The sequence below is a fragment of the Aeromonas sp. AE23HZ002T15 genome (assembly GCF_054165525.2).
Genome location: NZ_CM201342.1, coordinates 294,953 through 313,191, shown reverse-complemented (window position 1 = coordinate 313,191; position 18,239 = coordinate 294,953). Strand labels below are relative to the sequence as shown.

3 protein-coding genes are annotated in these 18,239 nt (G+C 58.4%); all 3 read left to right on the top strand.

Annotated elements, in window-relative coordinates; translation table 11 throughout:
• Nucleotides 1–197 precede the first annotated feature (197 nt).
• Genes ACT5M9_RS01315 through ACT5M9_RS01305 form a run of 3 tightly spaced genes read left to right on the top strand, consistent with a single transcriptional unit; the run spans nt 198 to nt 17,652 of the window.
• On the top strand, nt 198–1,871 hold the full coding sequence (locus ACT5M9_RS01315; RefSeq protein WP_520395656.1) for a ShlB/FhaC/HecB family hemolysin secretion/activation protein: 1,674 nt from the start codon (nt 198–200) through the stop codon (nt 1,869–1,871).
• An 11-nt stretch (nt 1,872–1,882) separates the two neighbouring features.
• Entirely contained in the window at nt 1,883–17,293 is a 15,411-nt protein-coding gene (locus ACT5M9_RS01310; RefSeq protein WP_520395655.1) for a two-partner secretion domain-containing protein, read from the top strand.
• Nucleotides 17,290–17,652 carry a hypothetical protein gene (locus ACT5M9_RS01305; protein WP_457978515.1) on the top strand — a complete coding sequence of 121 codons (363 nt, stop codon included), beginning with the start codon at nt 17,290–17,292 and terminating at the stop codon, nt 17,650–17,652. The genes ACT5M9_RS01310 and ACT5M9_RS01305 overlap by 4 nt, the downstream gene beginning before the upstream one ends.
• Nucleotides 17,653–18,239 lie beyond the last annotated feature (587 nt).

The window sequence follows — 18,239 nt, the reverse complement described above, 5'->3', positions numbered from 1 at the left end:
GGACGCAGTTAAAGACAAACGTATTCTTTATCTCTTGACGAGATCGACATCACAGGAGGGGTGACAAAAGGTGTCGCACCCCATGCTGGCTTCTGTATACTCCGCCCCGTTCAGGTCTTTTCGTGTTCATAAAGAAACCAGTTCGAGTTTCTGGGCACGACAAGGTGGCACTAAAAACAATTAGAAGATTCATCACAATGGGTTGCTACATCTCACGCATGTGCACGGGCGCAGTTGCGTTGCTTTTGCTATTCGCTCAGGGCGTTGCTGCTGGGCCCTTGTCGTCTCCGCTGGATCAAACCGATGTCGAACAGCGCCAACGAGCGTTGCTCGAAGAGGCGGCCCGGCAACGCGATGAAGTCGCACGGCAACAATCTTTACCCGCCCCAGTCGTACCGACTGACACCGATGAGAGTGGCCCCTGCTTCCAGGTGGCCGAGATCCGTCTGGAAGGAAGCACTGTGCTGGACACCAAGACCAGATCCAGTCTCACCGACTCTTATTTGAATACCTGCATGGGCCTCTCCCATATCAACGGCCTGATCCGTGCCATCAGTCAGTGGTATCTGGTCAAGGGCTACATCACCAGCCGGGCCTTCCTGCCGGAGCAAGATCTGGCGACTGGCGTTCTGACCCTGGGGGTACTGGAGGGGCGCATCGAGGCCATAGTGGTGGATGGTCAACCCGACGCCATGACTCGAACCCTGTTCCCCGGTCTGGTGGGGGAGATCCTCAACCTGAGGGATCTCGAGCAAGGGGTGGATCAGCTCTCCCGTCTGCGTTCTCTCTCCTATCGCCTCGATATTCAACCCGGTCACCAGGCAGGGCTCTCCATCGTCAACCTCAAGGGAGGCCGAGCCTTCCCCGTGCAGGGAAGCCTGGATCTGGACAACAGCGGCCAGCAGAGTACGGGAGAAGAGCAGGGACGGCTGTCGTTGAGCGCCGATGATCTGCTGTCGTTGGCCGATCAATGGACACTGGGGGCCTCCAGCAGCACGGATGGGCGCGATGCCCATGATGCGGCGACCTGGCAGGCCGGTCTGAGCCTGCCTTACGGCTATTGGTTGCTGGATGCGGGTTATCAGTACAGCGAGTACCGCAACGACGTGCAATCCCGTGGGTTTGTCTTCGAGAGCCGGGGGGATACGCGCACCGTCACCGGCAACCTCACCCGAACCCTCTATCGGGATGGGGAAAGCAAGATATCGGCGGTAGCCGGGATAACCCATCGTCAGAGCCGCAACCTCATCATGGAGCAGTTGCTGGAGAGCAGCAGCTATGAACTTTCCTCTCTTCGCCTTGGACTCAATCTGGCGACGCGGGTCGACCGCCAATTCTTTACCCTGAGCCCGGCCCTGACCCTGGGTACCGACTGGTTCGGCGCCGACAGCGATCATGGCCGCTCCCCCCTGTTGCCCCAGGCACAGTTTGAAAAATGGGGGCTGTTTGGCAGTTACAGCACGGCGGGAGAGTATCTGGGCTGGTTGTCGACCGGTTCGTTGCAGTGGTCACCGGATGTGCTCTACAGCGTGGAGCGCCTCTCCCTGGGGGGAGAAGCTTCGGTGCGCGGTTTCAAGGAACAGAGTATCAGTGGGGATACCGGTGGCTACCTGCGTAACGAAGTGAGCTGGCAGGGACAGTCACCCGTCTGGCTCGGCCAATGGCGTACCTGGCTGGCTCTGGATATGGGTCGGGTTGATCTAGGAAATCAGCAAGATAGCTGGCGCAGCCTGGTGGGTACCGCCGCCGGTTGGGAGCAACGCTATCAACACTTCACCGCCAACATCAGCATAGGGTTCCCCGTCAGCGCTCCCGGCTGGCTCAATCCCGATCCCTGGGTGCTCTACTACCGCGCCAGCGTCACGTTTTAAGGAATAAGTCGATGACTACCATGACTGCTCGTCAGCCCCAACTCTCCTTGGTGTGCCGCGCCGTAGTGTACCAAATGTGTCTGATGATGGCGCTGCAACCCGCTCACCCCGCCTTTGCCGAAGGGATCGCGGTGGCGACCGGCAATACCACCCTCAACCAGGCGGGGAACGGTGTGCCCATCGTGGATATTTCAACGCCAAATGGCGCCGGGATCTCTCACAACCTCTACACCGATTTCAACGTCGGTCAGGGGGGGACCATTCTCAACAATGCCACCGGGCAGTTGACCCAGACCCAACTGGGCGGGCTCATCCAGAATAACCCGCATCTGGGGGGGCAGGCCGCCAGCGCCATCATCAATGAAGTCATCGGGGTCAATCCGTCCCAACTGCAAGGTTATCTCGAGGTCGCGGGCCAGCAGGCGGGTGTGGTGGTGGCCAACCCCAATGGCCTGACCTGCGATGGCTGCGGTTTCATCAACACCCCGACCGTGACCCTGTCGACCGGCAAACCTGTGCTGGATGCCCAAGGACAGTTGCAGATGCTGGATGTCAAACGCGGCACCCTGACGGTGGGAGGCAAGGGGCTGGATGCCAGCCGCCAGGCCTCCGTTGATCTGGTCGCGCGCGCCGTACAGCTCAATGGCGCCTTGCACGGTAAAGAGGTCAATGTGATAGCGGGGGCCAATCAGGTCAACCGCCAGACCGGGGAGATCCGGGCCCAGGCTGGGGAAGGTCCGGCACCGGAAGTTGCCATCGATACTGCAGCCCTCGGTGGCATGTACGCAGGGAAGATCCGTCTGGTCTCAACCGAGCAGGGGGTAGGGGTCAATCTGGCCAATGCGGTGGCGAATCAAGGGGATCTGACTCTGGACGCCAGCGGCAAGATCCGACTGAGAGACTCATCTTCCACAGGCGCATTGCGGGTTGAGGGACGTGATGATGTTGCCCTGACCGGCAAGGTGCAGGCTGGCGGCTCGGCCCAGATTGGCGCTTCGGGGACGCTGAGTGCGCAGAATGCCGATATTCAGGCCGCGCAAGACGCTCGTCTTGCGGGCAAGTCGCTGCTGCTCGATCAGAGTAACCTCACCAGTGGTGGTGCCCTGGCACTGCAAGCCGATGAGGGATTGACCCTCACGGGGGGCAAGCTGCAAGCCAATGATATCGGCGCCAACGCCCGGACTATGAATACGCATGCCGAGATGACGGCCAAACGGGTTGCCCTGGCGGCAGACGAGCTCGTTCAAGCGGGGGATCTGCAGGGGGACAGTGTCACTCTCACCGGAAAAAATGTGCGTAACGATGGAAAGGTCAAAGCAGGGCAAACACTGAATGTACAGAGTCAGCACCTTGATAATAACGGTCTCCTAAAGAGCGGACAGGAGTTGACCGTTATGCTGAGTGACAGCGGTCGCAATGATGGCGTGCTGAGCTCGGCGGGCTCGTTGGAAGTCCGGGCTGGCGATGAGTGGCAGCAAGGCTCACAGGGCAAAAGTGAATCGGGAACCAAGACCACTCTACAGGCAGGGCGAGCGACCTTGGAGGGTGAGGTTGCCGCTCAACAGCTTGCGGTGAATGCCGAGGCCCTGACCGTCGGCGGCAAGGTGCGGGGAGAAGAGGTTAAGTTGACGGCAGGCAAGCTCCATAACCAGGGAGAAGTGCAGGCCGGTGAGACCCTGAGCTGGCAAGGCCGTGAGCTGGAGAACAGCGGCAGCCTGCAGGGGGACAAGCACCTGGTGCTCAAGGGGGACTCTCTGAGCAACCAGGGTTCCCTGGCCGGTGGTGACACCCTGGCAATCGAGGCCGGGAAGCTGACCAACAAGGGGCGTATCGCCAGCCAGGATGTGGCGATTGACGCCCATCAACTCAGCAGCACAGGTACCCTGCTCGGGGTATCACGGCTTGCCCTCGACGGGGATGAGTTGGTGCTGACGGGTCAGCAGCTGACCGACGGTGAGCTGCAACTGGGCAGCCGGTTGTTGCAACTGAGTGGCCAGACACTGGTGGGAGGCAAGGCTCAGGTCACGGCCGAGGAAGGGCAGTTCGACGGGCTGCTCAAGGCCCAATCGCTGGTACTGGCGGTGAGCCAGGCCAAGAGTGACGGCAAGCTGCACAGCCGGGAAGGGCTGCAGTGGCTGGGTCAGCAGCTGACCACGGGTCAAAATAGCGAACTGATTGCGAACCAGGGGGTCACGCTGAGCGGTGAAGCGTTGACGCTGGGTGGCACTATCGGTGCCGGCAATGCGTTGAACATCCAGGGTAAAGAGGTCAGCCAGAGCGGCGCCCTGGTCAGCGGTCAGGCCATGACCATCAAGGCGGATAACCTGGCACTGAATGGTGAGACAGAAGCCAACTCGCTCAATGTCGATGCCGAGGCCCTGACCGTCGGCGGCAAGGTGCGGGGAGAAGAGGTCAAGTTGACGGCAGGCAAGCTCCATAACCAGGGAGAAGTGCAGGCCGGTGAGACCCTGAGCTGGCAAGGCCGTGAGCTGGAGAACAGCGGCAGCCTGCAGGGAGACAAGCACCTGATGCTCGAGGGGGATACCCTGAGCAATCAGGGGTCCCTGGCCGGTGGTGACACCCTGGCAATCGAGGCCGGGAAGCTGACCAACAAGGGGCGTATCGCCAGCCAGGATGTGGCGATTGACGCCCATCAGCTCAGCAGTAGCGGCACCCTGCTCGGGGTATCACGGCTTGCCCTCGACGGGGATGAGTTGGTGCTGACGGGTCAGCAGCTGACCGACGGTGAGCTGCAACTGGGCAGCCGGTTGTTGCAACTGAGTGGCCAGACACTGGTGGGAGGCAAGGCTCAGGTCACGGCCGAGGAAGGGCAGTTCGACGGGCTGCTCAAGGCCCAATCGCTGGTACTGGCGGTGAACCAGGCCAAGAGTGACGGCAAGCTGCACAGCCGGGAAGGGCTGCAGTGGCTGGGTCAGCAGCTGACCACGGGTCAAAATAGCGAACTGATTGCGAACCAGGGGGTCACGCTGAGCGGTGAAGCGTTGACGCTGGGTGGCACTATCGGTGCCGGCAATGCGTTGAACATCCAGGGTAAAGAGGTCAGCCAGAGCGGCGCCCTGGTCAGCGGCCAGGCCATGACCATCAAAGCGAATAACCTGGCACTGAATGGTGAGACAGAAGCCAACTCGCTCAATGTCGATGCCGAGGCCCTGACCATCGGTGGCAAGGTGCGGGGAGAAGAGGTTAAGTTGACGGCAGGCAAGCTCCACAACCAGGGAGAAGTGCAGGCCGGTGAGACCCTGAGCTGGCAAGGCCGTGAGCTGGACAACAGCGGCAGCCTGCAGGGGGACAAGCACCTGGTGCTCAAGGGGGGCTCTCTGAGCAACCAGGGCTCCCTGGCCGGTGGGGACACCCTGGCAATCGAGGCCGGGAAACTGACCAACAAGGGGCGTATCGCCAGCCAGGATGTGGCGATTGATGCCCATCAACTCAGCAGCGCAGGTACCCTGCTCGGGGTATCACGACTCTCCCTCGACGGGGATGAGTTGGTGCTGACGGGTCAGCAGCTGACCGACGGTGAGCTGCAACTGGGCAGCCGGTTGTTGCAACTGAGTGGCCAGACACTGGTGGGAGGCAAGGCCCAGGTCACGGCCGAGGAGGGGCAGTTCGATGGACTGCTCAAGGCCCAGTCGCTGGTACTGGCCGTGAACCAGGCCAAGAGTGACGGCAAGCTGCACAGCCGGGAAGGGCTGCAGTGGCTGGGTCAGCATCTGACCACGGGTCAACACAGCGAACTGATTGCGAACCAGGGGGTCACGCTGAGCGGTGAAGCGCTGACGCTGGGTGGCACTATCGGTGCCGGCAATGCGTTGAACATCCAGGGTAAAGAGGTCAGCCAGAGCGGCGCCCTGGTCAGCGGCCAGGCCATGACCATCAAAGCGAATAACCTGGCACTGAATGGTGAGACAGAAGCCAACTCGCTCAATGTCGATGCCGAGGCCCTGACCATCGGTGGCAAGGTGCGGGGAGAAGAGGTTAAGTTGACGGCAGGCAAGCTCCACAACCAGGGAGAAGTGCAGGCCGGTGAGACCCTGAGCTGGCAAGGCCGTGAGCTGGACAACAGCGGCAGCCTGCAGGGGGACAAGCACCTGGTGCTCAAGGGGGGCTCTCTGAGCAACCAGGGCTCCCTGGCCGGTGGGGACACCCTGGCAATCGAGGCCGGGAAACTGACCAACAAGGGGCGTATCGCCAGCCAGGATGTGGCGATTGATGCCCATCAACTCAGCAGCGCAGGTACCCTGCTCGGGGTATCACGACTCTCCCTCGAGGGGGATGAGTTGGTGCTGACGGGTCAGCAACTGACCGACGGTGAGCTGCAACTGGGCAGCCGGCTGTTGCAACTGAGTGGCCAGACACTGGTGGGGGGCAAGGCCCAGATCACGGCCGAGGAAGGGGAGTTCGATGGACTGCTCAAGGCCCAGTCGTTGGTGCTGGCGGTGAACCAGGCCAAGAGTGACGGCAAGCTGCACAGTCGGGAAGGGTTGCAGTGGCTGGGTCAGTATCTGACCATGGGTCAACACAGCGAACTGATTGCGAACCAGGGGATCACGCTGAGCGGTGAAGCGCTGACGCTGGGTGGCACTATCGGTGCCGGCAATGCACTGAGCATCCAGGGTAAAGAGGTCAGCCAGAGCGGCGCTCTGGTCAGCGGCCAGGCCATGACCATCAAGGCTGATGACTTGTCATTGGCGGGGCAGGTACAGGGGCAGTCCGTTCAACTGACCAGCGACCGTGGTCGTCAGCATGGTCGACTGCTGGCATCGGACAACTTGGTATGGCAAAGCACGCAGCTGGAAGGTAATGGCTGGATGCAGGCGAGGGGCGATCTGACCCTGTCAGGAGATACCCTGATCCACAAGGGCACGGCACTGGCACAGGGGCGTATGGCGCTCGACTTTTCCGAGCTCAGCAGTCAGGGAGGATTGTTCGCCCGGGATATGGCCTTGACGGGCTCTCGATTGACCCTGAATGGGGTGCTGGAGACCACCCAAGACGCTCACTTGCAGGGTGATACGCTGCAGCTCGGTGGGGAGTCCCGTATCGGTACGGATCTGACCCTGGGGGCCACCTTGTTAAGCCTGACTGGTACGCAGCAAGTCGGTGGCACGCTGCAATTGGGGGCGAAAGAGGCCGATCTCAGTGGTGAATTGGAGGTGGGCGAGGCTCTCAACGTGAAGACGGAAGCCTTGCGCAGCACCGGCAAGGTGCTGGCCAAGCAGGCTGACATCGAAGCAGAACAGTGGGATCAACTGGGATCACTGGCAGCGGACGATGCGTTGGTCTGGCGTGGAGCACGGCTGACCCAGCAAGACAAAGGTGTGTTGCAGGCAGGTGGCCAGTTATCGCTGGCCGGTAAGACGGTGAACCTGGCGGGAACCTTGGCAGCAAAGGGGAACGTGGGCATTACCGCGGACAACTATGTCCAGCTCGGCACGCTGAACACAACCCTGGATCTCAGTATTAAGGCCGACAAGCTGCAGCTGGGTGGCTCGACACAAGCCAGGACGGCTGAGTTGCAAAGTCGTGAGGGTCTGAGCAGTGGCCAGCACCTTATTGCAGATGGCTTTAGCTGGCAGAGCGATCTGCTGGCCAATAAGGGGTGGTTGCAGGCAGGCAAGGATCTGACTCTGACCACTCGTACCCTCGATAATGATGGAACCTTCATTGCCGGTGGCAAGCACAGTATCGAGGCTGAGGATCGCCTGACCAACCAGGGGAGTCTCGCGGGTAACCAACTCTCCTTGATCAGCAAAGAGCTGCAAAACGGTGGGTTGCTGCAAGGAAAACAGGGAGTCGATCTTTCGGCGGAGAGCGCCACCCTGACCGGGCGTCTCACCAGTCAGGGGGCTGTCCAGCTTGGTGCCAGCTTGCTGGCCCTAGGAGGGAATGCCGATATCGGTGGCTCTTTGACTCTGACAGGGGATGAGCAGCAGTGGTCTGGTAATTGGCGCGTTGGCGGCCTGCTGCAGAGCACGGGCAAACAACTGACGCTCGATGGGGACTGGCAAGCCAGCCAATGGCAGCTGTTGGCTGATTCCCTGGTCAACAAGGGGCGTCTGGCGAGCGAACAGGCAGTGAACTTTAACGTCGGAGCAGTGCATAACCAGCAGGGGGCGACTCTGGTGGCCGGTGGGCCGCTTACTCTGGTCGGCAAGAGCCTGTTGCAGGAAGGCTCCTGGCTCGGTGCAGGCGATCAGTCCATCAAGGTTGATAATGTGCAGCAGCACGGCCAGTGGATCGGTGATGGTGCGCTGCAGATGGAAGGCGCCCAATTCAACAACAGCGGCGCCTTGCGTGCGGCCAGCATGGGGCTGGCATTCGACCAACTGACAAACCGCGGGCGGATGGAGAGTCTGGGGGAATTCGGTTGGGAGGGGAAACAATGGCACAACCTGGGTGCCTTGATCGCCAAAGGAGCGACCCTGTCGGGCCAGCACCTCATCAACAGCGGTGATGTGGGGGTGCATCGCTTGACCATGGTGGCCACGGATCGCCTCGAGAATAATGGGGTCCTGGTTGGCAAGGAGCTCATCAATCTGAGCGCCACAACCCTGGACTCCCAAGGAGACATGCTAAGCAGTGGCGATCTGGTGCTGGGAGCCGACGCCTTGACCCTGGGTGGTCTCACCCAGGCCAAAAACCAACTCACACTGACTGCGGGTCAGGCAACGCTGGCAGGCAATGTCGTGGCCGATCGTCTGCAATGGAGTGGTCAGCATCTGGCCATGGGAGGGACAACCGTCGCCCGCGAAGCTGAACTCAGTGGCACCCAGATCTCTCTGGAGGGAACCCTCAAAGGGGATCGCCAGACACTGGAAGCCGGCAGCCTGACTACAGGCAAGACAAGCAGTCTGCTGGCCAAGGAAAAGCAGCAGCTAAAAGCCGACCAGATGACATTGCAGGGCAGCATAGTGGCTGGCCAGCAGCAGAGAATCCTGGCGACAGCCTTGAGCCAGCAGGGTGTGCTGGCCAGCGGGGGGAGCCTGGCATTGCAGGTGGCGGATACCCTGCGTAACGAAGGCAAGATCTCGAGCGAGACGCTTGCGCTGGAAGCCGGTCATATCGACAACGGTGGTGCGTTGGTCAGCAAGGGTGCGCTGGCCTTGAAAACTGGCGATCTGATCAATCGTGGCCATTGGCAATCCGATCAGGGCATCACGCTGACGGCAACTCGTCTGCTCAATAGCGGGCACTGGGTCAGTGGCTTGGCGCAGAACCTGACGCTGGATGAATTGGACAACAGCGGTACGCTGCAATCTGGCAGCGCCATGACCCTGACGGCGGAGCACCTCAATAGCCGCGGCAAGTTGTTGGCCAATCAGGATATGTCCCTGACTGCCGACAAGATCATTCTTGAGATCGGCAGTACCACGGCCACCAACGGCCGGTTGGTACTCAAGGGTGCGGATGTCAGCAGCGCCGGCATGCTCTCCGCCGCAGATGATCTGAGCTGGCAGGGACAACGCTTCAACCACAGTGGTACCACTGTCACGGATGGGGCGCTGCGACTAGAAGGCGAGACTTTGACGCTGGATGGCGCCTTGCAGGGGGGAACTGTCGCTCTCGATACGAACAGCCTGACGACAGGAGGCAGCCTCAACAGCCAGGGTAATCTGGTGGTTAACGCCCGGGGTGCGGTTCAGCATGGCGGGCAGTTGCAAGGCGGCAATCTCGTTTTGAACAGTGCGAGCTGGCAAGGGGCGGGCACTCTGGGTAGCAACGGCACTCTGACGCTGCGCACCGGCCAACTGCAACAACAGGGTCCATGGCGTATCCTCGGCGTGACCGATATCCAGGCGGATACAGTCACGTTAAACGGTTCATTGATAAGCGGCGGCGATCTAACGCTGCTGAGCCGCGGCGATCTGGGCAGCAAGAGTGGTAGCCAGCTGGTATCGGGCGGTAACTTGTCGGTCGAAGGCAAGCAATTGACTCAACAGGGGCTCTGGCAGTCCGAGCGAGTGATGCAGATCAAGGGCAGCCGCTTTGAACAGCAGGGGGATCTGCTGGCAGGGACCGATCTCGGACTGCGTAGCGGCAACTGGCAACAGAGCGGCAAGACCCGCGCCAACGGCACTTTGAATGCCACATTCACCGAGAATTCGGTGCTTGCGGGCACGGTACAGGCCGATGGGGGCATCCTTCTCTCTGCGCCTTCACTGACTCTCAAGGGAACGCTGGCCTCCAAGGGCAACGTCAATCTCACCACCGCCTCCCAGTTAACTCAGTTGGGTAACCTGCTCAGCGGCGGCGAACTGATTCTGGGGGCGGCCCGAATCGATCAGCAAGGGCGCATTGAGGCTGGCACTCTGCAGAGCCGCGGTGAGCTGCAAAACGACGGCATCATGCTGGTTGCCGGTCAAGGGAACCTGAGTGGCGCCCGACTGGATAACCGGGGAACCCTGCAAGGGGATGGACTCACCATCACGAACGCTCAACTCGATAACCGGGGAGCGTTACTCGCCAATAATCTGGCCATCATCAATGCCGGGGTTCAGAACCGTGGGCGCGTACAAGGGGGCTCTGTACGCCTTGAGACACAGTCCCTCGGCAATCAGCAGGGCGCCGTGCTGCGAGCACAGAACCAGGGCGATATCTCTGCTACCACGCTGAGCAATGCCGGTGAGCTCTCATCCGGTAATCGGCTGGTTCTCAAGGGAAATCAGTTCAGCAACTCGGGGCTCGTCAGCGCCAACTGGCTGGAGGCCTCGCCATTGGCAGGTCTGGTCAATACCGGCACCCTGTTTGGGCAGCAGCTGACCCTGCGCAGTACCGACATCCATGCGCCCGGCAAGATCCTGGCGGGGCAGAAGGCCACGTTGGAGGCTGGTCAGGTAACCGGCATAGGTGAATGGCTGTCCGGTGGCGATCTCTCCCTCAAGGTAGGTTCATCGCTCAATAGTCAGGGGACCCTGAGTGCCAAGGGCATACTGGACTTGCAGGTGCAAGGAAACTGGCAACATCAGGGGCTGTGGGGAGCAGGTCAGCGTTTCAATGCGGGCGTCACCGGTCAGCTGACCAATGGCGGGGCTCTAGTGAGCAACGGTGTGATGCAACTGAGCGCCCAGCGACTGGAGAACAATGGCAGCGTCCAGTCCGGTCAGGGTCTGACTCTGAATACCCAGGGTGAACTGCGCAATACCGGGCTGATAGCCAGCAACGGAGATATTGGTTGGCAAGGTAATTCCCTTTATAACCGAGGAACTATCTATAGTGGTGGCACCCAGAATCTAACGGCCAACAGTAATTTGGCCAATGAATATGGCACTATTTTGGCTGAACGAGATGCGAATATTCGAGTTAACAATGGAAGCATAACTAACTCATCGGGAACCATAGAAGCTAGCGGAAGTTTGATGCTGACGGCTAATGACATTCTTAACCAACGAGCCAAGTTTGTGGTGAGTCGCCAGGGAGGTGAGAGTGCTCAACCACCGCAGACCAAGGTCGTCATGCCAACACTGTCTGTTTCTGTTAGGGGCGGTGCTGCTGATCATGATGATCAATATACTATTTGGGCAAACTACTCACGTACAGTGGCAGAAGCGGTCACTGGTGCCGAGATTCGAGTGTCGGAAGCTTCCGCAGAAGGTCAAATTACCGCGGGTCAACATCTACAACTGGCGTCGACGCATCTTAATAACGTTTACTCGAATATCACTGCCGGTGGCAATATTACCATTCAGTCCGGCGACGTAAAAAATGAGTCTCTATCAGAGGGAAAAGTTGAGCTTCAGTTGGAATATGGTCCTGCTGATGGATTCGGTCTGCGTAAGGTGGTGGGGGGGGGCCGCGGCTCTGGCCCCAGCGATCCTGGTGCCCCAAAGGCATCTCTGGCAGCGACTTATGTGTTACGTGCTGTCAATGAGGTCCAGCTTGAAGCTGGCAGGACGTTCAATAGCCTCATCTCCGCCGGTGGCAATCTAACCGGCACCGTTGCCGGAATGGTAGATAACGTCACTATCAAAGCCAATGCTGGCCCGGTCAGCAGCACCACCCAACGTCCCGGTATGTCATTGCCTCAAGCCCAGGGCGCAGGTGCGGCCCCTGGAGTGCAGGGGGATGCCCAATATCTTTCACAGGTGCTCAAGCCGGTCGGCCCCGATAACGGGGTTCCGATGCCGGACTTCCAGTTGCCCTCGGGAGACAAGGGTCTCTTTACCATCAATGACAGCGGTGACAGTCCTTATCTGATCGAGGTCAATCCTCTGCTGGCCAACCTGGGGCAATCCGGCAACGGCATGATGGATCGTATCGATGCAGCTCTCCAGCAGCAGTTGCAGGGTGCTGGGCAACTCTCCTTTGATAGCATTTCTGGCAATGGCGGTATCACCCAGGCTAATGGTCAGAACGCGAACTGGTCGTTGCCTGGGCGTGTGATTGGCGAAGCTGTATCCCCCGATTTCCAAGGCTTGAATGGCGTCAAGCCAGTCAACAATGGCCATGCCACCGTCTCTCAGCAATGGCAGCAGAGTTTGCAACCAGGCTTTGATTCCAATGTACAGGGTCCTCAGGTCGGATCTGGCGCGACCGGTGTCTCAGGACAATGGCAACAGAGCTTGCAACAGGGCTTTAATCCCAGTGGACAGGGGCCGCACATTTCGGGTGGACATTCGGGATCAGCCGGTCAATGGGAGCAAAGCCTGCAGGATGGATTCACCCATGCCGGTAGTGGGCCACAAGTCAGCGGAGGAGGGGGACAAGTCGCCGGCCAATGGCAACAGAGTCTGCAAAATGGCTGGCAAGGTCAACCCGTCAGCGGCGTGACGGTGACGATGCCCGGCTCCGTGCAGATTAGCAGCCAGCCCGCGCCTGCCGTGGTCACGGCTCCAGTGGTTGAAACCAGTCCGGTGCTGACCCAGGTCGACCAGTTCCTTGGTTCCAATTACTTCTTCGATCAGGTGAACTTCACCCCGGAGAAAGACATCAAGCTGCTCGGGGATGCGGCCTTCGATACCCGCGTTATCCGTGATGCGGTATTGGCCCAGACCGGTCGGCGCTTCATCAACAACGAGATGGGGTCTGATCTGGCTCAGATGAAGGCTCTGATCGACAACGCGGCTAAGAACCAGCGTGAGCTGGGGCTCTCTCCAGGGGTTGCCTTGAGCGCCGAGCAGGTGGCCCAACTCGGCCGCAGCATGGTGTGGTGGGAGCCAGTCTGGTATCAGGGCAAGGTAGTGCTCGCTCCCAAACTCTACCTGACCGAAGTCGACAAACGCCACCTCTCCGGTAGTGTCATCACTGCCGCCAATATCGACCTGACTGCGGGGGGCATCAACAACAGCGGTACCCTGCTGGCCGATGGCACCCTATCCCTCAAGAGCGGCAGCACCCTGGTCAACCAGGGTCAGATCCAGGCAGGTGGGCGTCTCGAGTTGATCGCCAAGGGAGACATCCTCAACCAGAACCTCATCAAGGGGGGAGATGTTGCCATTGCCTCGCTGGACGGCTCGATTCGCAACAAAACCCAGACTGCCCAGCGTCATGTGGATGTCAACGGCGTGCTGTCGAGCGAACTCACCGATCAGACCCGCTTCAGCCGTACCGACGTGGGGGACATAGCCCGTATCGAGTCAACAGGCAACCTCTTGCTGCAAGCCGGGCAGGATATCTCCCTGTCGGCCAGCAATCTCCTCGCGGGCCTCGACATGTCCCTCTCGGCAGGGAGGGATATCACCATCGGCAGCCTGGAGGATCGTAGCAAGTGGGAAGAGGGCCAGAACCGCTTCACCCGGGTAGAGCAGCTGATGAGCAGCCTGGATGCGGGTCGTTCATTGGCCCTCTCGGCAGACAGGGATCTGAATATCAGTGCCACCTCCCTCACGGCGAAAGGGGATGCACTGTTGCAGGCTGGCAACGAATTCAGTTTGAAAACCGCGGATAACCAAGCCTCCTTGCATACCACTCGCCGCAATGGCTATGACATCGAGCGTCAGAGTGAAGAGGTGGGGGTCAACCTGACCGCCAACAACATAGCGCTGCACTCGGGCGGAGATCTCAACCTGCGCGCCGCCAGCGTACAGGCGACGGAGCAGCTATCGGCCACCGCTGGGCGAGATCTTCTGGTCGAGTCCGGTGAGACCACCGACTACCGTGAGTCTTATACCAAGGAGACCAAGAAAAAGGCGTTCAGCAAGAAGACCACCACCACCCATGACATCGTCGAGCAACATGCCGCCCAAGCCAGCGATCTGGGTGGCCAGTATGTGCTGCTCAAGGCGCAGCAGGATATGGATATCAAGGGAAGCAATGTGGTCGGGGATCTCGGTGCTACCTTGCTGGCGGGCCGCGATCTGAATATTTCCGCTGTCGATCTGCTGAGCCGCGAGATGCACTTCAGCGAAACCAAGCGCTCAGGCCTGATGGGCGGCGGCGGTCTGGCGGTCACCATCGGCAAACAGCAGCAAAGCAGCGACATGATGGGCACCACTCTGGCCAAAGAGGGCTCCAGCGTCGGCAGCGTGCAGGGAAGTGTTACCCTGCAGGCGGGCAATCAGCTGGTGGTGGCGGGCAGCGATGTCATCGCCGGCAAGGATATCCTGATGACGGGCAAGGATGTCGCCATCCTGTCCGAGCAGCAGATCATCACGCGCAAGGAGGAGTTCAAGAGCCAGAAATCTGGCCTGACCCTGGCCTTGACCGGGGGGGCCGTCACCGCCGTACAGGCTGCCTATGATACCGCCAAGACCAGCAAGGAGAGCAGCAACGATCGCCTGGTCGCCCTGCAAGGCACCAAGGCGGCGATGAGTGGTTACCAGGCCTGGGAGGCATCGCAACTAAGCTCCGGAAGCCCCGGTGGGGTGCCTGACGCCTCCTTCATTGGCATCGCCATTTCGGTGGGCAACCAGCGTAGCCACTCGAGCAACCAGAGCAGTGAGAGCAATGCCTTCACTTCAGAGGTCAACGCAGGCGGCGATGTGACCATAGTTGCCAAGGGGGATGCAGCCAACACCTCTGGTGATCTCCTGATGACAGGCAGTAGCGTCAAGGGGCAGAACGTGACCCTGGGCGCGGCCCGTGATCTGGTGTTGCAATCGGCAGTCAACAGCAGCGATAGCAAGGGCAGCAACCATAGCAGCGGCTGGAATGTGGGGCTCAGTATCGGGGTGACTCAAGGCAGCTTCGGGATCAGCATTTTTGCGAATATGAATGCCGCCAAGGGTAAGGAGAATGGCGATTCGGATCGCTATACCGAAACCAATATCACAGCCGGCAATGCGTTGACCCTCACCTCGGGCCGTGATGCAACTCTGCTCGGGGCCATGGTCAGCGGCGACAAGGTCAATGCCGACATAGGTCGAAACCTGACCCTCGCCAGTCAGCAGGATAACGATCACTATCAGAGCAAGCAGAGCAGCATAGCGGCGGGAGGCAGCTTTACCTTCGGCTCCATGTCAGGCTCTGGCTACATCAATGCCAGTCGACAGAAGATTAACAGCGACTTCGAGAGCGTGGTGGAACAAACCGGGGTCTTTGCCGGCAAACAGGGCTTCGATATCCGGGTCGGTGAGCATACCCAGCTCAATGGTGCCGTGCTGGCGGGCAGTGAGGACGATAGCAAGAATCGGCTCTCTACCGGCACGCTGGGCTGGAGCGATCTGGCCAACCGCGCCGATTATAAGGTCGAAAGCCAGAGCATAGGCATCAGTGGCAGTGGTGGTTCCAAGGAGGGAGGCTTCTCAGGCAAAGGAAAACCGACGGCAGCTACCATGCTGGGGGGGGGCAACAGTAGCGGCAGTGCCAGCTCGACCACTCATGCATCCATCAGCGCGGGTCAGATAGAGATCCGTAACGAAGAGGCGCAGCAGCAGGATCTAGTGACTCTGCACCGGGATCCGACCCAGGCGGCCAACGGCCTCTCACCCATCTTCGACAAGCAAAAAGAGCTGGAGAGGATGCAGGAGGCCCAGATGATAGGCGAAGTCGGACAGCAGGCGACCCAGTTGGTGGTGACCAAATATCTGGGGAAAGCGAACGAGCAAGCCAAGGAAGATCCCGAGTATGCCCAGAGCAAGGAGTACAAGGAACTCCAAGCAAAATGGGGGGTCGGCAGTGACTTCCAACGGGGCATGCAGGCGGCGACAGCCGCCCTGCAAGGACTGGCCGGCGGGAATATCACTCAGGCCGCTGCTGGTGCCGCGGCTCCTTATCTGGCTCAGTTGATTAAACAGCAAACCCCGGAGGGTCCATCCAGGGTGATGGCCCATGCCCTGGTTCAGGGAGCCCTGGCCGCCGCCCAGAACAAGAATGCCATGGTCAGCGCTACCGGCGCCGCTACCGGCGAGCTGGTCGGCATGTTGGCGACTGAACTCTACCACAAAGAGGCAAGCCAGCTGACCGAAGGGGAGAAGGAGACCGTCTCCACCCTGGCGACTCTGGCCGCAGGGCTGGCCGGTGGCCTGACCGGTGCTGATGGTACCGATGTGCTGGCAGGCGCTCAGACCGGCAAGACAGTTGTGGAAAATAACCTGCTGTCCAATGAATATGGTGTTTCGAAGCTAAGCAGAGAAGGCAAGGCTCTTAATGAAAAGCTGAAAGCCGAAGGTATCGGCAATGTTGACGATTTACAGAAGCAATTTGTCTCTTGTAATGGTGATGGTGACTGTGAGCGAGATGCTCGCAATGAGTATCGGCAGCGTGAGCAGGAGGCAGGAAAAAATCTTTATGACATGTATAAGGCAGGCAAATTAACCAGGAATGAATTTGCTCTTCTGGTTACCGATTATGCAAGCGCCATGTTGGCTGGATTACAAGAAGGTGAGCTGAACTCTAAGCAATCAGGGCTGCTAGGTGATATCTACATGCAGTCTGGGCGGGATTGGGCCCCTACCGGCATTATTCTCAATGAGGATATATCGAACATAAGAAATGATGAGCTCCATTTTCAATGGAATGCACAGGGGTTAAACCAAGATAAAATTTATGATCTCTCCCTGAGAGATGAAGTTGTCCATTCGGTATTGGTTCCTGCAGATGTAAATGGAATATACAGTTTATTGGACAATGGTGCTTCAAGTGAAGATATCGTTCGGTATGCGGCTGGAGCTGCGTTTGCCAAAGCAATAGCAAAGGATTCAACTAAGCAACCCTACGAGCCAAATAAAGGTGCTGTAGGAAACATGGGGGAGTTCTTCAAAAAGCCCGGTTTTGGAAGCCAAATGGATAATGAATCCCGTAAAACCAGCCAAATGTATCAAGGGCAGAGTGTTTATCAAGCAAAAGAATCTGTTGGGGATTATATTTCAAAAGGTGATAAGTATTATCTTGATGGAATGCATAAAAATCATATTGAGGTGTTTGATAGTAAAGGTAGGGTGAAGGTTGTCTTGAATCTTGATGGCTCGTATAATGACTCTAAAACTCAATCTGCTATGAAAGATGGGCGGAGGTTGCCAAAATGAAAGATGGTTCCTTGTTTGATGATATTAAAGGGAGTTTCGTACATATCTTGGAGTCTAAAAACCCTGTCCCAGTTGATACAAATGTTCTATTTATTGATTATAGTGCAGCACTAGATGATAGATTTGAACGTTACATGGATTTGTTACAGGAACAGAGTAAATTGCTTTTATTGGCTAAAGAGAATGATGATGATATTGAAATGTTGTCTTCTTTATTAAAGATAAGGACTCATGCGATGAGTCTATCGAGTTTTTTTGATGCCATAGTGGAGGATGCAGAAATAATTATTAAGTTGGGGGCTTGGCCGAAAATACCTGATGGGTATAAAACTTCGGAGGGCTACAATAATCAAGACTGAAAAAATTAGGCCCGTAGGCCCGATTAGCAAAGCCTAATCGGGCATTCGCGAAAATCTGCTTATCATAAAAACACCGACCTTTAGCCGGTATTTTGTATTGTCCGCCAGCTATGCTGGTAAGCGGGTCGTTTAAGCAGACTCCCATCCGCCAAAATTCTGGGATACCCACCATTTTGACCGGGCTGTAGCGGTTTGTTTGGCTTGAAGCATCACTGCGAGGAAGTTGCGATGCCCATTGCCCTTTCACGTCAAATCAGTCTGCAGGATACGCCTTACTACCACGTGGTCAGCCGATGCATGTAGTGGGCCTTCCTGTGCGGGGAAGATGCTTACTCGGGAGAGCTACGAGCTCGTCGCCAGTGGGTGGTCGACACGCTGGGCCCGTTGTCGCGGATTTTTGCCATCGGTATCTGCACCTATGTGGTGATGATCAACCACTATCACCTGGTCCTGAAAGTGGATGCAGAGCAGGCGCAAGGCTGGAGCGAGCGGGAAGTGGCCGAGCACTGGGCGGTACTACTCCAATGGCCGCGGTTGGTACGGCGTTGGTATCAGCTAGACATATTGGAACACACATCTTTTTGATA

Bases quoted from the DNA above. Each gene is read 5' to 3' on its own strand.
- ACT5M9_RS01315 (WP_520395656.1), top strand. From the start codon at position 198: ATGGGTTGCTACATCTCACGCATGTGCACGGGCGCAGTTGCGTTGCTT.
- ACT5M9_RS01305 (WP_457978515.1), top strand. From the start codon at position 17,290: ATGAAAGATGGTTCCTTGTTTGATGATATTAAAGGGAGTTTCGTACAT.
- ACT5M9_RS01310 (WP_520395655.1), top strand. From the start codon at position 1,883: ATGACTACCATGACTGCTCGTCAGCCCCAACTCTCCTTGGTGTGCCGC.